The sequence below is a fragment of the Pseudoclavibacter sp. RFBI5 genome (assembly GCF_002931395.1).
Lineage (GTDB): Bacteria > Actinomycetota > Actinomycetes > Actinomycetales > Microbacteriaceae > Pseudoclavibacter.
The window spans coordinates 47,030-68,923 of record NZ_PSYA01000011.1 but is presented as its reverse complement, the minus strand read 5'-3'; the positions used below and the strand labels follow the sequence as shown (position 1 = coordinate 68,923).

Below are 21,894 nucleotides of genomic sequence, written 5' to 3'. Positions count from 1 at the left end.
TGCGCGGATACCATTCCGGGCGAACAGCGATGAGAGCATGGCAGACGACATGAGCAGAAGCAGAAGAGCCGGGGCCGCGGGCGCCCGACGTGTGCCCCGGCTGCTCGCCCGCTACCTCGCGGCTGGAGTACTGCTCGTCATCGCGTCGGCGGGCGGCACGATCTGGCTCGCGGAGACCTCCGAGTACCGCTACGACGAGCAGGCGTCCGGCGCCGCGCTCATGCGGGACGAGCAGGTGATCGACGAGCTCACGAACTGGGCGGGGAGCCACACCGACTGGAGCACCGTCGGGCCAACGCTGCTGCTCCTGGGCAACGAGACAGGGCGCCGCATCGCCGTCATCGACGCTGCGGGGACGGTCATCGCCGACACGGCGCCCGATCTGCCCCGCCCAGCGAGCTCCACTCGGCTGCTCGACCCGCTCGAGCCGCTCTCCGACCCGGTGACGCTCGAGCCGCAGCTGCACGAGGGAATCACCGGGCCCTTCCTGCTCGATCAGACGCAGCGCGACCAGCTCACAGGGCAGGCGAGCGCGGTGGTGGAGTGCCTGGGTGACGCGCTCGTCGACACGACGGTGTGGGCGAGCGGTCGCCCAGTGGTCGTCGGCGGAGAAGACGCCCCAGACTGCGGCCGTGCGGCCCTGAACACGCCACTGCCGAGCGAGCGGACCGCCCTCGACGAGCTCCGCGATCGCACGAACGCGTGCATGCTCGCCGCAGATGCACCTCTCGTCGCCGACGTCGAGCTCGACCTGCCCCCGTCGAGCGACTCCGCGCATCTCGCGCTGCGCACCGTCCCGGCGAGCGGCGATACCGCAGACGAGTGCCTCCTGCAGGCGCGCATCGACCAGTCCGAGGCGACGACCGCGCCCGCGGTGCACGTGGTCCTCACCGACGAGCGTGGCGGCCCGCAGGGTCCGCTCGACGCGAGCCCAGGATCGATCGCCCGCTTCGGAGTCTTCATCGTGGTGCTGCTCGCGCTCCTGTCGGCAGCCGCCGCGCTCATCATCGGGCCGACCCTGCGGAGCGCGCGCCGACTCGAGACCGCCGTCGATCGCTTCAGCGCCGGTGACCGCGACGCTCGCACGGGGCTGCATGCCCGCGACGATCTCGCCGGGATCGGTGCGGCATTCGACCGCATGTCCAGCGAGATCGCCGGACACGAAGGGTCCCGCCGGCGCCTGCTCGGCGATATCGCTCACGAGCTGCGCAGCCCGCTCACGAACATCCGCGGATGGGTCGAGGCTGCGGACGATGGACTCGGCCTCGAACATGCGGCGCTCCGGCGGCTGGTGCTCGACGAGGCCAGTCGCATGGAACGCATCACCGGCGACCTCCAGCTCCTCGCGCTCGCGGAGTCCGGCGACCTCGTGCTGGAGCGCACGCGGTGCGATGCGGCCGCCGTCGTGCAGGAGCTCGCCGAGGCGTACCGAGCCCGCGCGGCCACCGCAGGCGTCGAGCTGAACGTCACGACCCCCGAGCAGCTGCCGCTCACCACCGATCCCGCCAGATTGCGGCAGATCCTCGACAACCTCCTCTCGAACGCGCTCCGGCACACGCCGTCCGGCGGACGCGTCGACGTCGAGGCGGCGACAGCAGACGGCACGGTGCGCATCGCCGTGATCGACACCGGGACGGGCATCGCCCCAGCCGACCTCCCCCGCGTCTTCGATCGCCTCTGGCGCGGGGAGCCCTCTCGAGTCCGCGCAGGGCAGAGCACCGGCCTCGGCCTCTCGATCGCCCGCAGCCTCGCCGAAGCGCTCGGCGGCACGATCCAGGCGCGGAGCACTCTCGGCGAGGGCAGCCGGTTCGAGGTGTCGCTGCCTCCGCTCAGACCACAGTGACGGGTTCCGCGTGCAGCGGGATCAGCCCTGAGCCAGCCAGAAGTCGACCTCCTGCTGGCGCGGCCTCGGAACGACCCTGGTCTCATCGCCGAGCTCGAGGACGTGATCGGGAGATGCCTGGAGCGTGGGCCAGGCAGGCCGCGCATCGCCGTTCGGGTCGCCGGTCCTGACGAAGGCCAGCCAGTAGCCGGTCATCTCGGCCTCGAGACGATGATCGATCGCCTCGTAGGCGACGTCGCCATCGGCCCCCAGATTGCCGTACGCGTACATGACCTCGGCCCCGTGGTACGCGCCGAATCGCTCGAGTGCGGGGTCAGGTGGCACCCGCGTGAAGAAGTACGGATAGACGCTCCCGGTACCCGTCGCCGCCGCGCTCACGCCCCACTCGTGGGTCGGGCTGATCATGGACCTGTCGGTCTCCGCCCGCACGCGCGAGTCGAGCACCTGCTCCGCGGTCTCGCCCGGGTACAGCTGCAGGTAGGCATCCGCCTCTGCGCCGTAGGTCTCGCGGGCTTCCTGCTCGTAGGCGCCCGGGTCCGTGTCCAGGCTCCCCAGCAACGACAGGGAGGCTTCGTCCGCGTTGCTGCCCAAGAGCAGCGGGACGTCATTCTGCGCGCCGGCGGCGTAGATCTCGGTGGGCGAGGCGGGGAGCAGCGCACCGTCGATGTGCGGCCACCAGTGCGCCGACAGCGAAGCCGCAGCCTCCTGGATCGCCTCGGAGGGCAGTGCGCGCAGCTCGGCCAGACTCGCGACCCCGAGCGCTTCCTGCAACGAGGCTGCGGCCGCGCGGGCGTTCTCGGCGGTGTCGTACAGGTCGCCGGCGTCTCTGTCGCCGGCCGTTCCGAGACAGCTGCCGCTCTCGCCGATGAGGCCGTGGACGAGCCCCGCAGCAAGCGGGGAGACGCCGAGGATGCAGGCGCTGCCGGAGCCCGCAGACTCCCCCGCCACGGTGACCCGGCCGGGATCGCCCCCGAACGCGGCGATGTTGTCCTGCACCCAGTGCAGCGCGGCGATCTGATCGCGCAGACCCTGGTTGCCGCCCTCGTCCCCCAGCTCCTCATCCGCCAAGAAGCCGAACACGCCGAGACGGTAGTTGATGGTGATGACGATTGCCTCGCCGCGAGCAGCCAGCGCGGCACCGTCGTAGGCGGGAAGCGCCCCAGACCCACCGGTGAATGAGCCACCGTGCACGAACACCAGCACCGGGAGCCGCTGTTCGGGCTGCGCCGAACTGCTGCGCCAGATGTTGAGCCGCAGCGCATCCTCGTCCGTGGCGTAGCCGCCGAGCAGGGTGTTCTCGAGCGGCACATCCATTGCCTGCGTCGCCGCGCGGATGAAGAACGACGGCTCGGATTGCACAGCAGAAGGGCCGAAATCGTCCGCGATCAGGGTCTCAGCGCGAGGAAGCGCGGGCTGCGGCGCCGCCCAGCGCAAGTCGCCGACGGGAGGGGCCGCGTACGGTATGCCGGCGAACGCCTCCACCCCGGCTTCCTCGTCGCGCACCCCGACCACCGCTCCCTGCTCGGTCGCGACGGCGGCGGTGTGCGGACCATCGATGGTCCGGGTCACGATCGGCGGACCAGCCGCGATGGCAATCGCTGCGACCAGGGAGGCGGACACCAGCCATGCCGGCACCTGCACGAACCACCGGCGAGAGCCCCACGTGTGCGCCGCGAGCGCGACGAGCAGCACGCTGGCGGCCACCAGCAGCCAGGCCCACCAGAGCCCCTGGTTGAGCCAGACCAGAACCCCGCCGAGGGCCGAGACCAGCGCAAGCGGCACCCACCATTTGGCGCCGACCTTCGGTGTCCGGGAATCGCGCGGAGTTCGGGGACTGCTCATGGTCTTCTCCTCGTTGCAGCTCTCAGATACCTCACCACACCTCGACCTGCGCAGAGGCAGGGTTCGCGACGCTGACTCGCGTCGTGGTGGGTCAGTAGAGCTCGAGCGCCAGTTCCTGGGCGAGTTCCATGCTCCGCCAGCGCGCTGGGGAGAAGTCGTACGGCATCATCTGGACGGCCTCGGCGAGGCTCGTTCCGCGCGCCGCACGGGCGTCTTCGGCATCTTCGGCGGCGTCCTCCGCGCCCTCGTGGTCATCGGCAGGAGCAGGAGCAGAATGTGACTCCTCCCAGGCGTCGAAGCGGTCGTTGTCGGCCTGCGCGAGGCCGGAGCTCTCGATGACCCCGTTGAGGGTGGCCTCGAAGGCGGCCCGTTCAGCGGCCACCTCAGCCACGCGGGGGTCGTCGACGGCGACCGTATCGTCGAGCGCCTCCTCGGCGGCATCGATGCGGTCGGCCTCCTCCCGCAGCTCCGGGTGGGTGGCCAGGGCGATGAACCGGGATGCCTGGACGGAAGCACCGAGTGCGCCGAAGATCCGCTCGGTCACGAGGAGGGTGTCCAGGTCTTCCTGCCGCAGGGCCCCCTCTGGCAGCTCTGCCAGGCGGTCGCTCACGACATCGGAGAGCAAACCCAACCTGCTGCCCTGCGCGCGCATGCGCTGCACCGCTGTCCGCTGCCGCTCGAGTTCGGCCTGCCGCGCGACGAGGGACTCCTCCAGCCGCTCGAGGATGCGCGCGACATCGCCGCCGCTGTCGGCTGAGTCGGCCACGTCCGCGTCCGCGAAGGCATCGCGGATGTCGTCGAGCGCGATGCCGGCGTCGGCCATCCGACGGATCCACAGCAGCTGGATCATCTCGTCGTAGCCGTAGCGGCGGCGGTCGTCGCTCCCCCGCGCCGGCTCCGGGATCAGCCCCAGCTGGTGGTAGTGGCGAATCGCGCGGGGCGTGGTCCCGACGAATTCGGCGGCTCCGCCGATCGTGACCTGGCGGGGCGGGATGAACGACGACAGCATGTGGGGCCTTCCTCGGGGGTGGCTGGATGCATCCACTGCACCACATGACGCTGCGGAAGGTGCAAGTCCGCAGTCGATCCGAGCCGGAGACTGCGGGGTCTAGAATGAGAACTGTTCTGGTGTTATGGTGTTTATGTACAGTGGAGTTCGCATGCGGAAAGTACTGATTTCAACGAGCGCCTCGTTGCCCATCTACGAACAGATCAAGACGCAGGTACGGTCGGCGATCCTGTCCGGAGATGCCGCGGCAGGCGAGACGTTGCCTTCATTGCGCCAGTTGGCGGCAGACCTCCGAGTGAGTGTCATCACCGTGACTCGCGCGTACAACGACCTCGTCCACGAGGGCCTGGTCCGCAACGAGCACGGCCGCGGATTCGTCGTACTGGAGGTCGACCCCACGATCGCCTCCGGAGCACTGGAGGAGCGAGTCGCCGCCGCACTGCACGAGCTGCTCATCGCAGCCCGAAGCGCCCACATCGACATCGACGAAATGCACCGACGCCTTGATGAGGCTTGGAGGAACAATGACTGACGACGCAGCGCAGATCTCAGACCTGCGCATCACTCGACCCGACTTCACGGTCGAGGACATCTCATTCAGCATCCCACGCGGTTCCGTGGTTGGACTCGTCGGCCCGAATGGTGCCGGGAAGACCACGATCATCCGCTCCCTGCTTGGCCTGATCACGCCCGACGCGGGACGCATCGAAGTCTTCGGCGGGTCAGCTGGAGCGAGCACGGCCCTCGCGAAGACGGGCATCGTCCTCGACCGGCCGACGGCCGCCGAGGACTGGCGCGTGACGTCGCTCGGCCGAAGGCTCGCCCCGTTCTACCCGAAGTGGGACCACGCCCGCTTCGCGCAGCTGCTCGACCGGTTCAGCATCCCCGAGAAGCGGCGAGTCGGTGAGCTCTCCCGCGGCCAGGGCGTGAAGCTCGCGCTCTCCTGCGCCCTCGCGCAGCAGCCGGAGCTCCTCATCCTCGACGAGCCCTCGAGCGGACTCGATCCGGCATCGCGCCGGGAGATCACCGACGTGATCCGCGAGTTCATGGTCGATCCGCAGCACGCGGTGCTGTTCTCGACGCACATCACGACCGACCTCGACGAGCTCGCCGATGACCTCATCGTGCTCGTGGGCGGGCACATCGCGCGCCGAGGCCCACTCCCCGACGTCAAGGAGAGCTACGCCATCGCGCGCGGCACGGGCACCGTGCCCGCGAGCGCACTCGGCCCCCAGCACACGGGCCAGGGATGGTCCGCGCTCATCCGCGTCGACGACTCCCCGCAGTACGGGCCCGAGGTCGTGATCGACGAGGCGACCATCGACGACATCATCATCCACCTGGCCGCCGCACACGAGGAGGCAACAGCATGACGCTCGCATTCACTCGCTTCGACCTGATGTCCTGGGCCGTCAAGAAGCAGACGCTGCTGCTGCTCGCGTTCATCGCCCTGGTCGGCATCGTGCTCCCGCTACCGGGGATGGCGATCGCCGCATCCGCCCTCGTCACATCCCTGATCCTGTCCGCCCCTTTCCTGGGAGACGAACGCGATCGACTCGACACGCTCTACGGAGTGCTCCCGATCTCGCGGGGCGCAGTTGTCGTCGGGCGCGCGATCTCGGTGCTCCTCTACGGCCTCGCCGCGGTGGCCGTCGCGACAGCAGTGACGTTCGTCATGGCGTGGGTGCGCAACCGCGAGCTCGCACCAGAGCTGCTTCTCGTGAACTACGCGGCGGCGTTCGCGATCATCGGCCTGGCGGTCGGCGTGCAGCTCCCCGTGCTCTTCCGCGTCGGCTACACCCGTGGACGCTTCATGGTCTACGCCCCGGTGATCGTCATCGCGGGCGGAGCCTGGGTGGGCCAGGCCACCGGGGTCCTCGGCGACGACACGTTCTCGGCCCTGCCCCTCGAGGGCATCGTCGCGGCGTGCGCCGCCATCGGCATCATCGGCATCACCGTGGGCACCGGTCTCGCTGCACGCTTCTACCGGGCGCGCGAGCTGCGCTGACCGCATTCGTGCACTCCGCGCGACCGCATCGAACAGCATGCATTGCAATACCTTGCATTACAAAGTAAAGTGCAATGCATGACAACCTCAGTCGGTGCGCAACTCCGCAAGGGCGTCGTCGAGTACTGCGTCCTCGGACTCCTCCAACAGGGGCCCATGTACGGGTGGCTGATCTCAGAACGACTGGTCTCCCTCGGGCTCATCGGCAGCATCGGAACGCTCTACCCGTTGATGACTCGACTGCGCGAGCGCGAGCTGATCGCCGCGCACGCCGACGACTCCGATTCGGCGCGACCCCGGAAGTACTACGCCATCACCAGTCAGGGACACGCCGAGTTGGAGCAGTTCAGGTCCCAGTGGGCGCCGTTCGCCTCCGCCGTGGAGGAAGTCACGCAATCACGAACGACCACCACCACGACCGCGAGCGACAGCATCCGCTCACGCGACCAGACGGAAGCAGGAGACCGATGAAGCCTTTCGAATCGCAGAACGAAATCGCAGGCAGCTACCTGAAGGAGCTCCAAGCAGCACTTCGCGATGGGGCGCCCCAGGTCCGGGACGAGGTGCTCAACGACATCGCGGACACGCTCCGCGGCCTCGATGCCGACGAGACTCGAGTCCGCATCCGAGAGCTCGGGGCACCGAGCACGATCGCAGCCGACGCCATGGCGGAGACGCCCTCGCCCGAAGGGACCGGGCCGAGCCGCGCGTACCCGATCATCATGTCCATCGTCCTCATCGCCGGCTGGTACCTGGTGCCAGTGCTCGGCTGGGTGGCCGGACTCATCATGATCGGCGCGAGCCAGCACTGGTCGTCGCGAGTGCGCAGGAACGGCATCCTCGCGTCTGTCGCCGTGATCGTCGTCTCGAGCATCGGCATCTTCGCGTTCCGCGGGACAGAAGCGTGGGTCGTCGGCGTGATCATCTTCGCTGTGCTGCCGCTCCTCGGCAACATCTTCGTCGCCGACTACCTCCGCCGCCGCTGGGCACTGCCCGGCCAGCACTAGATCCGACGCACACCCGGCCCGATCTGGCCCAGCTCGACAGCTCTGCCGATGACCGATGACCCGAACTCTGGAGGAGAATGCCGGTATGCGCCTCCGTCGATTCACTCCAGTGCTGCTCGTCCCCCTCGTGCTCGCAGCACTCGTTGGATGCTCGCCCACTGCGCCCACGGAACCGGAGCCGCCGAAGTTCAAGCTCTCCCTCAACGAGGTACGCGACGCATCGCGGGAGGTGGCCGAGGGGATGGTCGCGGAGTTCCCGGAAGCAACGGGGCTCATCGAAGCCGATCCCAACGTCTCAGCCTGCGCCGGCGAGGAACCCAGAATCGGTCGTTGGGTGTGGGCGAAGACGTTCTCGTCCACCGACCTCGTGAACACCGTCACGAAACTCCAAGAGGAGTATGGCGACGCCGTGACCTCCACGGGCACCGCGAGTGAGACGGTCGAGTATGCCGACGGCTCCACATGGCCTGCGACTGGCTCGCACACCTTGATCGAAGACGAGACCGGGTCGTATCTCCTGAACTACCCAGCTGGAACCGAAGGACAGGTCCTGCTTCGCGTGGTCACCGCCTGCGGAGTGCTGCGCTGAGCATCCCACCATCGAGACGATTCGGACCCCACGGGTCTCGGGCATCTGGGCGCTAACGCCTCCCTGCCGAACCCTGCTAAGTTAGGGGCAATCGTTCAGCCCGCCCGGTCCACCGGTGTGGGCTGGATTTTTTTGTCCGAGAGGATGCCGAGAGTGTCACCTTCACCGAAGAAGTACCTCACGATCGGAGAGCAGGCTCAGCTCCTCGAGAGCCGGGGCATGGAGCTCGACGGCAACCCCGAGCAGTGGCTGAAGTCGATCAACTACTACCGGTTGAGCGGGTACTGGTACACGTCGCGTCGATTCGAGACAACCGCTGAGGGCGCGCCCTCACGATCCGATCAGTTCCAACCGGGGACCAAGTTCTCAGAGGTTGCGGCACTGTACGAGCTTGACCGCAAACTTCGCTCTCTTGTACACGTCGGGCTCGAGCGGGTCGAAGTAGCGCTCCGCAGTCAGGTCAGCTACGTCCTCGGGCGCTACGGCCCTTTGTCCTACGAGGACAAGTCCCTGTTTCGGGATGCCTTCAACCACTCGTCGTGGGTCGACAAGACGCACGAACGGGTGAAGCGGGCGGCCCGCAGATCGATGTTCATCAACCATCACATGCAGAATCACGCTGGGGTGATTCCGATCTGGGTGCTCGTCGACGTCCTCGACTTCTCGGACGTATCGATGCTCTACGACGGAATGCGCGCAACAGACCAGTTCGATGTGGCTGAAGGCATGGGTATTCGTCTCCGACTTGACCGGTTATCGCACAGGCAACGCGGCAAAGCCGTCAAGCATCATCCGTTCGCCCGGTGGCTCGAGCAGCTGACGGTCGTCCGCAATATCTCTGCCCATCATGGACGCCTTTGGAACCGCTCCCTCGTCCCGGCTGCGACAGGGGCGATGAGGACCATCGAAGAGTTGGAGAGCCTTCCTCCTGGACAGAGCGAAGATCTCTACGGAGCGCTCGCGGTCATCGCGCAGATCTTGACAGCTGCCGCGCCCGACTCGAATTGGGCACTCAAGGTCGCGTCGGAAGTCGAGCGCGGGTTCGCGGCGCTGCCCGGGCGGGATGTCAGTGAGATGGGGTTTCCCGGCGATTGGCGCGATGTCGGCGTCTGGAGGGCCTGAGAAGCGCACCGTCCGCAGTGGTTCGTTTGCGCAGGATTTCCTGGGTGGGCCACGCCTATCTGGCCGAGCACGCTCGCAGAGCGTCCCCTCGGAACCGGTGACCCGATCAGCGATAGCGTGATCGCATGACAGGCGGCACTCTGCGTTGGGCGACCGAAGCTGATGCGCGGGCAGTCGCCATCGTGCACGTCGACTCGTGGCGAGCGGCCTACGCGGGCCTCATCCCCTCGGAGGTGCTGGCCGCCCTGAGCGTCGAGCAGCGCACCGCCGGCTGGACACGGTGGATCGCCGCCTCCCTGCGCGGCGATGCGACGGACCTCGACGCCGTGCGCCCGCATCGGCTGCTCGTCGCCGAGGACGGGGAACGCATCGTCGGCTGGGCCGCATTCGGGCCCGGGAGAGACCCCGACGATGGGCACCGAGGGGAGCTCGGTGGCCTGTACGTGCATCCAGACCACTGGTCGACGGGGGTCGGCGCTTCGCTCATCCGTCGCGCCGAACAAGAACTCCGCACGGCCGGCCACTCGGACGCCTACGTGTGGGTGCTGACGGGCAACGAGCGGGCGATCGGCTTCTACGAGCGACAGGGCTGGCGTGCGGACGGCGCCAGCAAGATCGCGGATGAGGGCAGCGCACGCGCGCTCGTCGAACTCCGACACACAAGGCCCCTGTCTTAGTCATGCCGAAGAAGCGCTGACCGAGAAGGACCTGGGGCGGCTGGCCTCAGCGACGGATACGCGGGGCCAGCCGCCCGACCTGGAGGCGACGCCTGGACTAGACGCCCAGCTGCCCCAGCCACTCTGTGACGGAGCGAGGCGTGATGCCGAGGCGCCGCTGCGCGCTCGTCGCCTCCTCGATGACCTCGTGGGCCTGCGTGGCTCGCCACTTGTAGGAGTCGACGACGGGCGCAGCACCGGGACCGATGACACGCGCGAGGTCCTCTCCGAACGCATCCGGATCACGACTGTCGAAGCTGACCGGACGACCAAGGTGCGCTGCGAAACTCTGCGCGAGATCGTCGCCGAGCAGACCGGGGAGGGCGCCGACGCCGACGATTCCGGTGATCGCATCGTCCTGCAGCAGTCCGACGACGACGTCAGCGACGTCGAGGTGGGAGCTCCAAGAGACCGCATAGTCCGCACGGATGGGGTAGCTGAGAACGCCACGCTCCTGCACCGACTCGACGACGAACGGCAGCAGGAGGTTCTCGAGGTAGAGGCGGGGCTGCACGATGGCGGTCGAGATCTCGGCTTCCTCGAGCCTGCGCACCAGCACGGCGAGCGCGCTCTCTGGGTCCTCCAGCGTGTACCCGCTCGTGGAGACCACGACTCGGGCCGGAGTCGACGCCTCGGCGGCGTCGGCGACCGCGTTCGCTGCGGACAGCTGGTCGGCAGGCGATCCGATCGGCAGGTGGACGAAGATCCCCTGAACTCTGCGATACGCGTCGGTCAGCGAGGCGGCGTCGGTGAAGTCGACGGCAACTGCCGTTCCCGGGCCGGCATAGGAGCTCGGTGTGCGAACCGCGGCGGTGACATCGAGGTCGGCCTGGGCGAGGGCTGCGATGACGGGGGCGCCCTGGGCACCAGTGGCGCCATGAATCAAGTAGGTCATACGCCCATTAGTGCACAAGATGCATCGGTTACGTCAACTGCACTAAAGGGATATGCTCAAACTCATGCCAAGATGCGACGATCTCCCCGAGTGCGGTGTCGCCCGATTCCTCGTACTCCTCGAGGGGCCATGGGCCACCTTGATCGTGCGGGAACTGCTCCACGGCCCCCTCCGGTTCACCGAGATCAAGGACCGCCTCCCCGGCATCAGTGCGCACACGCTCACGAACCGGCTGCGGCGCTTCGAGGCCAACGGGCTCGTCACACGGACGTCCTACCCGGAGATCCCGCCGAGGGTCGTCTACGAGCTGACCGAGGTCGGTGAGCAGCTGCGGACGGTCCTCGACGCCATGAACGCGTGGGCCCTGTCCGTGCCTGAAGTCGCCAACGCGGAGTGACCGGTTAGCTCCGCCGTCACCGTTCTACTAAGATCCTTGCTCGGAATTGCTAGCCATGTCACGAGGTTCGCATGATGCCTCGTGCCGACCGAGCAAGGAGCCGGCCGTGCAGTCGCCCGAGTCAAAACTCACCCCAAGCAGCTACGGCGCGGTTCGCCGGACGACCAAGGGAGAGAAGACTCCCCGGATCACGCAGAGCTATGGCGCAGTCTCGAAGGCGATCCGTGGAGAGGGGCTCCTCGATCGCACGCTCGGGTTCTACGGCGCTCTCGCAGCAGGCCTTCTCGTCGCACTCGCCGCCGCGATCACTGGGTTCATCCTGCTCGGGGACAGCTGGTTCCAGCTGCTCATCGCGGCGGCACTCGGGGTCATCTTCACGCAGTTCGCGTTCCTCGCTCACGAAGCCTCCCACCGCCAGGTCCTGACCTCGGGCAGGGCGAACGACCGGCTCGGTCGTTTCCTCGCGGCCGGCATCGTCGGGATGAGCTACAGCTGGTGGATGACGAAGCACACGCGTCATCACGCCAACCCCAACAAGAAGGGGAAGGATCCCGACATCGACTTCGACACGATCTCCTTCACGGAGGAGTCGGCGAGCGAGCAACGGGGTCTGCTGGCACTGATCACCCGCAAGCAGGGGTACCTCTTCTTCCCGCTGCTGACCTTCGAGGGCTACAACCTCCACTTCCGGTCCATCAAGTCGCTCTTCGCCAGGGAGAAGATCACGGGTCGGTGGGTGGAGCTGACGATGATCGCGGTCCGCTTCGCGATCTACCTCGGCGCGATCTTCTGGATGCTCCCGCTTGGCCTCGCGGTCGCGTTCGTCGCCGTGCAGATGGCCGTGTTCGGGGTCTACATGGGGGCGTCGTTCGCGCCCAACCACAAGGGCATGCCGCTCATCCCCGCCGACGTGAAGCTCGACTTCTTCAGCAGGCAGGTCCTCACCTCGCGCAACGTGCGGGGCGGCTGGTGGGCCAGTGCGCTCATGGGCGGACTCAACTACCAGATCGAGCACCACCTCTTCCCGAGCATGCCGAGGCCGCACCTCGCCCGTGCTCGCGAGATCGTGCGCGCCTACTGCGAAGAGCAGGACGTGCCGTACGCGGAGACCTCGCTCCTGGAGTCGTACCGCATCGTGGTCGAGTACCTCAACCGGGTGGGGCTGCACGCTCGCGACCCGTTCGACTGCCCCGTCGCCGGCGACTTCCGGCGCCGATAGGAGACCACGCCCACTTGCCTCGATGAGCCCAGAGCTCAGAGCTCGCGCGCGAACCCGCGAACAGCCTCGGCGACCGGCGTCTGCCCCTCGTTCAACTCCAGGATCTGCCGGCTGACGGACGGCTCGAGCACCAGGGCCTCGAGGACAGCGGCCACATCCTCGCGGGGTATCTCGCCGTGCTCCTCTGCGGGCCCGAGGGAGACCTCCCCGGTTCCAGCGTCATCCGTCAAGAGCGATGGGCGGAGGATCACCCAATCGACATCCTGTCGGGTCAGGCTCACCTCTGCCCGCTTCTTGACCGCGAAGTAGTGTTCCTCGTCGTCGCTCAGCGCTCGTTCACGCCACGCTTCGGGAAGCACGGAGAGCAGAATGAGCCGCACCCCTCGGACGCGCTCGACCGCCTCCGCCACGCGACCGAGAGCGGCGAGGTCGATGTCGTCCGTCACGCGCTGGGGGCCAGCATTCGAGCCAGCGGCGTACACGACGACATCGCAGTCCCGGATCATCGCCCCGAGCTCGTCTGCGGTGGAGGCTCCGAGGTCCCCGAGCAGCGGCGACACCTCGGCCCGCTCGAGCGCTGCGGCCTGCCGCCGCGTCCGAACGAGACCGGAAACGGGCACGCCCTGACCTTGGAGGCGGGCCGCGAGCAGCCGGCCGACCCTGCCTGAGATGCCGAAGATGAAGACGCGAGGAGGCACCGCCCGCTTCGGCGCTGAGCTCGACTGCTCATCCGCAGAAGTGGGAGCTGAGTGGATGGGCTTCGAAATGATGATGCTCCCTTTCATCGGCGAACCTCTTCTGCTGCCAGCAGGTTCACGAGCTCCTCGTATCCGTAGAGACGGGCGAGATCCTTCGGCGTGAGCCCTGCGTGTGTTCGCAGCACCAGTGAGGCCCCCGCCTCGAGGAGCACCCGAGCCGAGTCGACGTGGCCGTGCCAGACCGCGTCGTGCAGCGCAGTGAGGCCGTTGTACAACCCCTGGGCGTCAAGGTCTGCCGACAGGCATGTCTGGCGTGGCGCAAGCAGGCAGCGGAGGACGTCAGCATGTCCGAAGTAGGCGGCATCGTGAACCGCGGTGCCCTTCATCAGGCCGATCGTGAGGCGCGGGTCTGCGCCGGCATCGAGGAGACGATCTGCGACATCGACGTGACCTTCGCGAGCGGCCACACCCAACGGCGTGTAGTCGTCATCGAAGCCACCGACGATCGGGTGGCGCTCGTCGAGCGCGGCGCCGCCTGCGATGAGCTGCTCCACCGCGGAGAGATCCCCCGCGCTCGCGGCGGCGAACAGCGCAAGGGAAGCCACATGCCGCTCGTTGGCACTGTCATGGTCCAGGATGAGCGCTTCGATGGCACCCAAGCCATCCTCGCGGGCGAGCTGGACTGCCGTCTGGTGCCAGTGGTTCATCACGTCGGTTCGAGCTCCTCGGTTCAGGAGAACCTGGACGGCTTCCGGCTGCTTCTGCAGGACAGCATCCATGAGCGCGGTGTTGCCGAGAGACGGGGACTGCTGATCGATGAACGCGCCGTGATCGAGGAGCAGCGACACCACATCGCCGTTGCCGCCCTGCGCTGCCTTGTGCAGAGCTGTGGCGCCCATGTGACGTTCCACTGTCAGCGGGTCGGCTCCTGCGGTCAGCAGCAGGTCGACGAGTTGCGCGTTCCCGAAGGCGGCGGCGACCATCAGGGGCGTGAGGCCGTCTGGCAGGGGCTGGCTGGCGTCTGCTCCCGTGCGAAGAAGGTCAGCGACCCTGGACAGGTCTTCCGCTCGGACAGCTTGGTCGAGGTTCATCATCGTTTGCTCTCACTTTCAGCACCCATGTCACTGGTGCATTGCCATTCGATACCGGCAAGGAATGCCAAGATCTCCGCCGTCACCCGTTCGGCCGCTTCGTGCTGCGGCCAGTGCCCGACCCCTTCGAGGCGGACGACGTCTACCAGCCCAGGGGCGGATGCGCGCAACTGCTCAACGGTGGGCGGCTCGGGGTGGAAGAGCTGGCAGAGGCCATCTTCAGCGCCCCATATGTACAGAGCGGGCTGCCGGATCGGCACCCCCTTGAACGCCGACATCTGCTCGAAGGTGATGTCGGACGCGCGGTAGTAGTTCAGACCCGTTGCGAAGCCGCTCCCTTGGAAGGCGGCGATGGAGCGCGAGACATACGTGGGGTCGGCCCAAGCGGGGATGCCGACTGGCGCAGGTCGGAGCATGCCTCGGGAGGAGTCGACGGGATCCCACCCTTCACCAACGGCGGGACTTCCGGAAAGCCAGTACAGCGCACTCGGAATGGATGCAGCCGCGGGCTCGAAGGCAAGATGCCCATCGGGCTTCATCATCTCGAACGCGTAGTAGCTGTCGCCCAAGCCGTCCTTCTTCAGCTGGCTCCACAGGCTCGCTTCCCCGCGGGGCAGAAACGGGATGCTCAAGCTGACAAGTCCGCGGAACAGGTCTGGACGGAGCACCATCGCGCGCTGCGCCACGTCCGCACCCCAGTCGTGGCCGACAAGCACGGCCTCGGAGATCTCCAGCGCATCCAGAACCCCGACAAGGTCCCCCACCGTGTGGAGAGCGCTGTAGAGCTCGACACTGCTTGGGGAGTAGCTGGCTCCGAACCCTCGCATGTCGAGAGCCACAGCCCTGTACCCCGCCTCGGCGACTCCGGCCATCTGACCGAGCCAGGTCTCCCCCACGTCAGGGAACCCGTGGGCGAACAGGACAGTGGGCCCATCTCCTTGATCGAGCACTCGGAACGGGTGGCCGTTCACGTCGATCTGCCGCTCGCGCAACGGCGGCCTGTTTCCTTCTCCTCGGTTCAACGGTGGTCCTCCTTCTCTCTTGCGTGGCCGAGCCGAAGCGCTTGGGCGCAGAAACGCCCCATTGGTGCCTTCGACTCGGTAAGCTACTTTCTGTAGCAACAGTAACCTACTGAAGGTAGCTTAATGACGGCCCAAGCAACACCGCCCCCCGAAGAACCACGGAAGCGTCGCCTCCCCTGGGATGCTCGCCACCAGGATCTGCTGGAGAAGGCGCTGGCCATCGTGCGGCAGGACGGGGTGGACGCCCTGACGCTGGGCACCCTCGCCCAGCACGGGGGCGTGTCGAAGCCCGTCGTCTACGATCACTTCGAGTCGCGCTCGTCGCTGCTGACGGCCCTGTACCGGTGGATCGACGCGGAGCGGAAGCGGGCGTTCCAAGAGGGGATGGCCCAGGACGGTCTCGCCCACGAGCCCACGATCGACGCCCTCTCCGAGACGTACATCCGGTGCGCGACGGATGCCAGCAGCGAGTTCTTCGCCGTCGGGGCTGCGATGACGGGCAACGAAGAACGTGCCAGCATCTACCGCGAGCTCGAGGAGACGGGCGTGCAGATGTTCGAGGCGATCCTTCGGCCGCACGTCCGCATGCCCGACCCGGAACTCCACCGCCTCTGCATCGCCCTTGTCGGCGCGGGCGAGTCCCTGTCGGCCTCGACCCTCAAGGGGGCGATCACGGAGGCCGAGGCGATCGCGACGTACGCCCAGCTGATCGGACTGGCGACGAAGAAGGACAGCGGATGTCGGAGCTGAGCGCCGACGACCGGGTGATCCTCGTCCATGGGTGGCCGGGACTCCCGTCGGACTACGACGCGGTGCGAGACGCCCTCCAGCCCGCGACGACGATCGTGCCCGACCTCCGCGGATTCGGAGCAGCGTTCGCGGGCGAGCTCCCGCTCGCTGAGGCCACAGCGGAAGCGCACGCCCGCCGTCTCCTCGATGGACTTGCGGACCCTGCCAGCGGCGGCCGCACCATCATCGCCGGCTACGACATCGGCAGCCGAATCGCTCAGGCAGCGCTTCGCCTCGACCCGTCGCGGTTCGACGGGGCCGTCCTCACCCCCGCGTATCCGGGCATCGGCGACCGCGCGACGGCGCCGTCCCTCGCACCGACATTCTGGTACCAGCACTTCCAACGCGAGCCGATCGCTGCCGAGCTGATCGATGGCAGACCCGACGCGGTCGCCAGCTACCTCGACTACCTCTGGCGCACCTGGAGCGGAGCCGCCGCACCCCAGCGTCACCCGCAGCGCGAGGAGCTCATCGCGGCCTACTCCCGGCCGGGAGCGTTCGCCGCGAGCATCCAGTGGTACCTCGCGAATCGCGGGTACGCGGGCGAACTGCCACCGATCGAGACCCCGACCGTCATGCTCTGGCCGACGGAGGATCCCCTGTTCCCGATCGAGTGGGCCGACCGGCTCGACGATCACTTCAGCCGCGTCAGCCTGCACCCCGTCGTCGGAAGCGGACACCTCCTCCCGATCGAAGCACCCGCCGCCTTCGTCAGCGCGATCCGCTCCCTCGTCGTCGCCAGCGAGCGCTGAACACACCGGGCGCGCGGCAGCCGACGTCGCCAGGACTCAGAGCGCTCCGTTGCCGGTGGGTCCCTCGGCGAGGTCCCTGAACCGGGGCGCGCCCAGATGCATGCAGAAGGCCGCGACGCTCAGCAGCGTCGCGAACACCGCGAGTACGACCTCGGTCCGCACCACGCTCCCGAGGACTCCGATCGCCAGCACCGTCGACGCGGATGCGGCGTAGGTGGCGACGGCGAACTTCGACGCGAGCGAGCTCTGCTGGCTCGCGGCCGCTCCGCGCGTCAGATGCACCAGCGACGTCCGGTAGGCCACAGCCCCTCCCGCACCGAGCAGCGCCATCGCGAGCAACGCGAGCGGGTTGTTCGAGAGCAGCACCGACGTGACCGCGAGCGCACAGCCGACGGCGAACGCGAGGTGACCGCTGGCTGCGGGGAGCAGTCGACCGAGCGGCACGCTCGCGAGCTGAGCGACGGCCGCGGCAACCAGCATGGTGACGCTGCCGCCGAACTGCGCCAGCGGCATCGCGGCATCGGAGAACACCGTCGGCGCGTAGACGACGCCAGCGCTGAGCCCCGTCCAGACCACCGCGGCGCGCGCGATCGTCCGGACGTCGGCGCGCGTCAGCCGACGGGAGGTCGGAGCCCCGACTCCGCGCTTGCGCGCAGCCCGTGGCACGCTTCGGGGAAGCAACAGGACAAGGGCCAGTGCGAGCAGGAGCGCTATCGCGGCGCCAGCGACGTACATGGACATCGCCCCGGCGATGGTCTCGAGCGCCGCAACCCCCTGGGCGATCGCGGTGCCGACGACAGCGCCGACGAGGTTCCCCGTCGCGGCCAGTCCCCGCCCACGCCCTTTGAGCGCATCCACCACCAGACCGGCCGCACCGCCCGTCGCGAGCCCGACCGCGACCCCGGTCGCCGCCCGCCCGACGAGCAGCTGCACCTCGTTCGAGGACGCGAGGAGCAGGTTCGCGAGCGCCGCGATGAGCAGGGCCGCGACCACGGCCGAACCGGGTGTCACTCGCAGCCGGGAGAAGCCGACGACCAGGAGGGTGGCAACCGCTGCTGACACGTAGACCACGAACGTCAGCGACACACCGAGCGGGGTCAGGGGCACCTCGACCCGGAGCATGGGCAGCAGCGGGTTGATGCTGTTGGCGCCGGCGATCACGAAGCCGAAGGCGATGGCCGCGAACGCAGCCAGCGCACGCTCCCTGGGGCGGATGTTCGTCAAGGGGACTCCAGATATCGCTCACCGATCGGATCGCGAAGGCCCCGAAGGTCACCTGGCGCGCGGGTGTCACGCGCACACCCTGCTGAGCCCGAGTGTACCTCCGAACCGCCGGTGGACACCGCCCCAGGATCCGTGTAAGTTCATGCAACGGACATGTGACTGGTCATGCAGGCAGGATCCGATTGTTGCTCTACAGAGCTACGGTCGGGTCCTTTTTTGTTGCCCGGAAGCTGTCCCCCGAGTTCCAATGGAGGAGCACAACATGAATATCAGCTCAGAGGCGGCAGAGATCCTCGAGCACGTCGGCGGGAGCAGCAATGTGTCTGCCCTGCAGCACTGCTCGACCCGCCTGAGGTTTACCCTCAGCGACGACAGCCCCGTCGACGAGGCGGCACTCAAGTCCATCCCCGGCGTGCTCGGCGTGGTCCGCGGACCCCAGACGCAGGTCATCGTGGGAGGACGAGTTCTCGAGTACTACCGAGCGGTCGAGAAGCTCCGCTCTGGGTCGCCGACCGCTCCGGCGGCCGAGAAGCCCCGTACGCCGTGGACCGTCAAGCGGGTCGGCTCCAAGGTGCTGGACTTCGTCGTCAGCGTCTTCGTGCCCATCATCCCCGCCATCGCGGGCGCGGGAATCTTCAAGTCGCTCCTCGTCCTCGCGGCCGCGCTCGGCTGGATCGACCGGGAGAGCGACTCGTACGCGCTCATCGCCGCCGTCCCCGACGCCGTGTTCGCGTTCCTGCCGCTGCTTGTCGCCTACACCACCGCGAAGAAGCTCGACGTGAACCGGCCGGTGGCCCTCGGCTCCGTCGCGCTGCTCCTCTTCCCCGGGTTCACGAGCCTCGTGAGCCAGGATGGCGGCGCGGCGCTCTTCGGGATCCCCGTGCCCGTCGTCAACTACAACGCGCAGGTGTTCCCCGCGATCCTCGCCGTGCTGCTCCTCTGGGGTGCAGAGCGCTTCTTCACGAAGTTCTCGTGGCCGCCCATCCGCACCTTCTACGTGCCCCTCATGTGCTACCTCGTGGTCGCGCCCGCCACGGTGTTCCTCATCGGTCCGTTCGGCTTCGAGATCGGCGACCTCTTCGCAGGCCTGCTCTTCAACTTCCACAACACCTTCGGGTGGATCGCCGTCGCGCTCCTCGCCGCCATCCTGCCGTTCCTCATCTCGGTCGGCATGCACAAGCCGCTCCTGCCGCCGACGATCACGACGATGGCCACGTACGGCAAGGAGAGCTTCTACCTGACCGCCTCCCTGGCGCACAACATCGCCGAAGCCGGCGCGAGCTTCGCCGTCGCTGTCCGCACCCGCAACCAGGTGCTCCGCGCCACGGCCGTCTCCGCAGGCTTCTCGGCGCTGTTCGGCGTTACCGAGCCGGCCCTCTACGGCGTCACCCTCCAGAACCGACGCGCACTCATCGCGGTGCTCGCCGGCGCCATCACCTCGGGCGCGTACCTCGGCATCACGCTCGTCGACACCTTTGCGATCGTCAGCCCCGGCCTCGCGAGCTTCTCCATGTTCATCGACGCCCTCGACCCGTGGAACCTCATCCACGCCCTCATCGGCCTCGTGATCGGCGCGGCCGTGTCGTTCATCGTCGGCGTCGTGCTCTGGAAGGACTCCGACTCCGGCACCCTGCGCGTGCTCGGCAAGACCGACGAGCACGCGGATGCGAGCGCGGACGCGGGGGCGGATGCCGCCGCGGTCTCGGCACAGCCTCGCGCGCTCACGATCGTCTCCCCCATGCAGGGTGAGGTCGTCGAGCTCGCCTCGCTCGGCGACGGGGTCTTCTCGACGGGTGTGCTCGGTGACGGCGTCGCGATCCGCCCCACGGATGGACGCGTGGTCGCCCCCGTGTCGGGCACCGTCACGTCCCTCCTCGACTCGCAGCACGCGATCGGCATCCGCACTGACGACGGCGTCGAGGTGCTCGTGCACGTCGGCATGGACACCGTCGTCCTCGAAGGCGCCCCCTTCACGACGCACGTCGCGCAGGGCGACCGGGTCGAGGCGGGCCAGCCCGTCATCGACGCGGACCTCGACGCCATCGCCGCGGCCGGCCTCGACACGATCACCCCCATCGTCGTCGTCAACACGGCCGGGGGCGACGCGCAGTTCGACACCGGCCAGCACGTCAACCGGGGCGCATCCCTCATCTCACTCACCAACATCAAGGAGACCGCACATGGCACTGTCTGATCACTTCCTCTGGGGCGGCGCAATCGCCGCGAACCAAGCCGAAGGCGGCTGGGGCGAGGATGGCCGAGGATGGGTCGTCACCGACGTGCTCCGCCGCCACCCGAACGCCAACAACGACGACTTCGCCGCGCTGCACGCCGTCACCCTCGAGAGCATCGCCGAGGCCAAGCGCGACCCGGACCCCACGTACTTCCCGAAGCGGCGCGCCATCGACTTCGTGCACCGCTACAAGGAAGACCTCGCCCTGTTCGCCGAGATGGGCTTCAGCGTGCTGCGGGTGTCGATCCTCTGGTCGCGGCTCTACCCGACCGGCGAGGAGCTCGAGCCCAACGAGGACGGCATCGCCTACTACCTCGACCTGTTCGAGGAGATGCAGAGCCACGGCATCCAGCCCCTCGTGACGCTGTCGCACTTCGACGCGCCCCTCGAACTCGCGGTCACCCGCAACGGCTGGCTCGACCGGGCCACGATCGGCCTCTTCGAGCGTTTCGCCCGCACCTGCTTCGAACGGTTCGGGCACATCGTGAAGCGGTGGATCTCGTTCAACGAGATCGATGGCATGGAACGCCACCCGTTCACCTCGGGCGGCATCATCGAGGAGACCGTCACGGGGACCTCGATCACGCAGGCCTGCTACACGGCCCTGCACCACCAGTTCATCGCAGGCGCATCCGTCACCCGCATGCTGCGAGAGCTGCACCCGGACGCGCAGATGGGCTGCATGATCACCATGCTCACGACCTACCCGCGCACCTGCCACCCGAACGACGTCGCCGCGACGCGCGCGAAGGAACGCCTCCTCTACATGTGCTCGGACGTGCAGGCCGGCGGGTCGTACTCGCCGATCGTGCTCCGCCAGCTCGAGGAGATGGGCGTCACCGTGCCGTTCGAGGACGGCGACGTGGAGCTCCTGCGCGAGCACACGGCCGACTTCGTGTCGTTCAGCTACTACATGTCGATGACCGAATCCGTCGACCCCGACGCCGAGCGCACGCCGGGCAACACGGTCCTCGGCGTCAAGAACCCCTACCTCGGCTCGTCCGAGTGGGGCTGGCAGATCGACCCGATCGGGCTGCGCATCTCCCTCCTCGACCTGTACGACCGCTACCGCAAGCCCCTCTTCATCGTGGAGAACGGGCTCGGGATGCGCGACACGGTCGACGAGGACGGACGGATCCGCGACGACTACCGCGTCGAGTACTTCCGAGCGCACTTCGAGCAGATGATCCAGGCCGTGGACGAGGGCGTCGACCTGCTCGGCTACACCAGCTGGGGGCCCATCGACCTCGTCAGCTCGTCGACGTCGCAGATGAGCAAGCGGTACGGGTTCATCCACGTCGACCTCGACGACCTCGGGAATGGCACACTGGAGCGCCGACGCAAGGACTCGTTCCACTGGTACCGCCAGGTCATCGAGTCCAACGGCGCAGACCTCAGCTAACCCCCTCCCCTCCAAGCGGCGTCAAAGGAGACCACC

22 protein-coding genes are annotated in these 21,894 nt (G+C 67.8%); 15 read left to right on the top strand and 7 right to left on the bottom strand.

The window, feature by feature from the left end; all coding sequences use genetic code 11:
• Nucleotides 1-49: 49 nt before the first annotated feature.
• Nucleotides 50-1,843: a cell wall metabolism sensor histidine kinase WalK gene (locus tag C5E06_RS14480; protein ID WP_181062994.1), complete on the top strand. Its 1,794-nt coding sequence runs from the start codon at nucleotides 50-52 to the stop codon at nucleotides 1,841-1,843.
• Between the two features lie 21 nt (nucleotides 1,844-1,864).
• On the opposite strand, the gene C5E06_RS14475 is transcribed toward C5E06_RS14480, so the two are convergent.
• Nucleotides 1,865-3,685: a carboxylesterase/lipase family protein gene (locus tag C5E06_RS14475; protein ID WP_104307355.1), complete on the bottom strand. Its 1,821-nt coding sequence runs from the start codon at nucleotides 3,683-3,685 to the stop codon at nucleotides 1,865-1,867.
• A 91-nt stretch (nucleotides 3,686-3,776) separates the two neighbouring features.
• Nucleotides 3,777-4,694, bottom strand: coding sequence for a MerR family transcriptional regulator (locus C5E06_RS14470; RefSeq protein WP_104307354.1), 918 nt, complete (start codon nucleotides 4,692-4,694; stop codon nucleotides 3,777-3,779).
• Nucleotides 4,695-4,878: 184 nt separating this feature from the next.
• Here C5E06_RS14470 and C5E06_RS14465 point away from each other — a divergent pair, with 184 nt between their 5' ends.
• The 8 genes from C5E06_RS14465 to C5E06_RS14430 all read left to right on the top strand — a co-directional run bounded on the left by C5E06_RS14465 (nucleotide 4,879) and on the right by C5E06_RS14430 (nucleotide 10,097).
• A complete protein-coding gene (locus C5E06_RS14465) occupies nucleotides 4,879-5,226 on the top strand; it encodes a GntR family transcriptional regulator (RefSeq protein ID WP_228496687.1) in 348 nt (115 codons plus the stop codon).
• Nucleotides 5,219-6,067 carry an ABC transporter ATP-binding protein gene (locus C5E06_RS14460; protein ID WP_181062993.1) on the top strand — a complete coding sequence of 283 codons (849 nt, stop codon included), beginning with the start codon at nucleotides 5,219-5,221 and terminating at the stop codon, nucleotides 6,065-6,067. The genes C5E06_RS14465 and C5E06_RS14460 overlap by 8 nt, the downstream gene beginning before the upstream one ends.
• Nucleotides 6,064-6,702, top strand: a complete 639-nt coding sequence (locus C5E06_RS14455; protein ID WP_181059478.1) for an ABC-2 transporter permease — start codon at nucleotides 6,064-6,066, stop codon at nucleotides 6,700-6,702. Before C5E06_RS14460 ends, C5E06_RS14455 begins: the two co-directional genes overlap by 4 nt.
• 78 nt (nucleotides 6,703-6,780) lie before the next feature.
• Nucleotides 6,781-7,173: a PadR family transcriptional regulator gene (locus tag C5E06_RS14450; RefSeq protein WP_104239880.1), complete on the top strand. Its 393-nt coding sequence runs from the start codon at nucleotides 6,781-6,783 to the stop codon at nucleotides 7,171-7,173.
• On the top strand, nucleotides 7,170-7,709 hold the full coding sequence (locus C5E06_RS14445) for a hypothetical protein (RefSeq protein ID WP_104239881.1): 540 nt from the start codon (nucleotides 7,170-7,172) through the stop codon (nucleotides 7,707-7,709). Before C5E06_RS14450 ends, C5E06_RS14445 begins: the two co-directional genes overlap by 4 nt.
• A gap of 85 nt (nucleotides 7,710-7,794) precedes the next feature.
• Entirely contained in the window at nucleotides 7,795-8,298 is a 504-nt protein-coding gene (locus C5E06_RS14440; protein ID WP_104307352.1) for a hypothetical protein, read from the top strand.
• Nucleotides 8,299-8,451: 153 nt separating this feature from the next.
• Nucleotides 8,452-9,420, top strand: coding sequence for an Abi family protein (locus tag C5E06_RS14435; protein ID WP_258067663.1), 969 nt, complete (start codon nucleotides 8,452-8,454; stop codon nucleotides 9,418-9,420).
• 125 nt (nucleotides 9,421-9,545) lie between these two features.
• Nucleotides 9,546-10,097 (top strand): GNAT family N-acetyltransferase, encoded by a 552-nt coding sequence (locus C5E06_RS14430; RefSeq protein ID WP_104307351.1) that lies wholly within the window; start codon nucleotides 9,546-9,548, stop codon nucleotides 10,095-10,097.
• A 97-nt stretch (nucleotides 10,098-10,194) separates the two neighbouring features.
• Here the strand turns inward: C5E06_RS14430 and C5E06_RS14425 are convergent, their stop codons facing one another.
• Nucleotides 10,195-11,031, bottom strand: coding sequence for an SDR family oxidoreductase (locus C5E06_RS14425; protein WP_104307350.1), 837 nt, complete (start codon nucleotides 11,029-11,031; stop codon nucleotides 10,195-10,197).
• Nucleotides 11,032-11,095: 64 nt separating this feature from the next.
• Between C5E06_RS14425 and C5E06_RS14420 the strand changes: the two genes are divergently transcribed.
• Complete coding sequence (locus C5E06_RS14420) at nucleotides 11,096-11,428, top strand: helix-turn-helix domain-containing protein (protein ID WP_104239962.1); 333 nt, start codon at nucleotides 11,096-11,098, stop codon at nucleotides 11,426-11,428.
• A 55-nt stretch (nucleotides 11,429-11,483) separates the two neighbouring features.
• Nucleotides 11,484-12,647 carry an acyl-CoA desaturase gene (locus tag C5E06_RS14415; protein ID WP_104307349.1) on the top strand — a complete coding sequence of 388 codons (1,164 nt, stop codon included), beginning with the start codon at nucleotides 11,484-11,486 and terminating at the stop codon, nucleotides 12,645-12,647.
• Nucleotides 12,648-12,682: 35 nt separating this feature from the next.
• Here C5E06_RS14415 and C5E06_RS14410 read toward each other — a convergent pair whose 3' ends face one another.
• From C5E06_RS14410 to C5E06_RS14400, 3 genes are read right to left on the bottom strand one after another with little or no spacing between them, the layout of a single operon-like run.
• Complete coding sequence (locus tag C5E06_RS14410) at nucleotides 12,683-13,432, bottom strand: NAD(P)H-binding protein (RefSeq protein WP_104307348.1); 750 nt, start codon at nucleotides 13,430-13,432, stop codon at nucleotides 12,683-12,685.
• Nucleotides 13,429-14,439, bottom strand: coding sequence for an ankyrin repeat domain-containing protein (locus tag C5E06_RS14405; protein WP_219820218.1), 1,011 nt, complete (start codon nucleotides 14,437-14,439; stop codon nucleotides 13,429-13,431). The genes C5E06_RS14410 and C5E06_RS14405 overlap by 4 nt, the downstream gene beginning before the upstream one ends.
• A complete protein-coding gene (locus C5E06_RS14400) occupies nucleotides 14,436-15,458 on the bottom strand; it encodes an alpha/beta fold hydrolase (protein ID WP_104307346.1) in 1,023 nt (340 codons plus the stop codon). Before C5E06_RS14400 ends, C5E06_RS14405 begins: the two co-directional genes overlap by 4 nt.
• Before the next feature lie 123 nt (nucleotides 15,459-15,581).
• On the opposite strand from C5E06_RS14400, the gene C5E06_RS14395 reads away from it, so the two are divergent.
• Nucleotides 15,582-16,208, top strand: coding sequence for a TetR/AcrR family transcriptional regulator (locus C5E06_RS14395; RefSeq protein WP_219820217.1), 627 nt, complete (start codon nucleotides 15,582-15,584; stop codon nucleotides 16,206-16,208).
• Nucleotides 16,196-16,999 carry an alpha/beta fold hydrolase gene (locus C5E06_RS14390; RefSeq protein ID WP_104307345.1) on the top strand — a complete coding sequence of 268 codons (804 nt, stop codon included), beginning with the start codon at nucleotides 16,196-16,198 and terminating at the stop codon, nucleotides 16,997-16,999. Before C5E06_RS14395 ends, C5E06_RS14390 begins: the two co-directional genes overlap by 13 nt.
• Nucleotides 17,000-17,035: 36 nt before the next feature.
• Here C5E06_RS14390 and C5E06_RS14385 read toward each other — a convergent pair whose 3' ends face one another.
• Complete coding sequence (locus C5E06_RS14385) at nucleotides 17,036-18,223, bottom strand: MFS transporter (RefSeq protein ID WP_104307344.1); 1,188 nt, start codon at nucleotides 18,221-18,223, stop codon at nucleotides 17,036-17,038.
• A 262-nt stretch (nucleotides 18,224-18,485) separates the two neighbouring features.
• Here C5E06_RS14385 and C5E06_RS14380 point away from each other — a divergent pair, with 262 nt between their 5' ends.
• A complete protein-coding gene (locus C5E06_RS14380) occupies nucleotides 18,486-20,417 on the top strand; it encodes a glucose PTS transporter subunit IIA (RefSeq protein WP_104307444.1) in 1,932 nt (643 codons plus the stop codon).
• Nucleotides 20,404-21,858 carry a family 1 glycosylhydrolase gene (locus tag C5E06_RS14375; protein ID WP_104239893.1) on the top strand — a complete coding sequence of 485 codons (1,455 nt, stop codon included), beginning with the start codon at nucleotides 20,404-20,406 and terminating at the stop codon, nucleotides 21,856-21,858. Before C5E06_RS14380 ends, C5E06_RS14375 begins: the two co-directional genes overlap by 14 nt.
• Nucleotides 21,859-21,894: the final 36 nt, after the last annotated feature.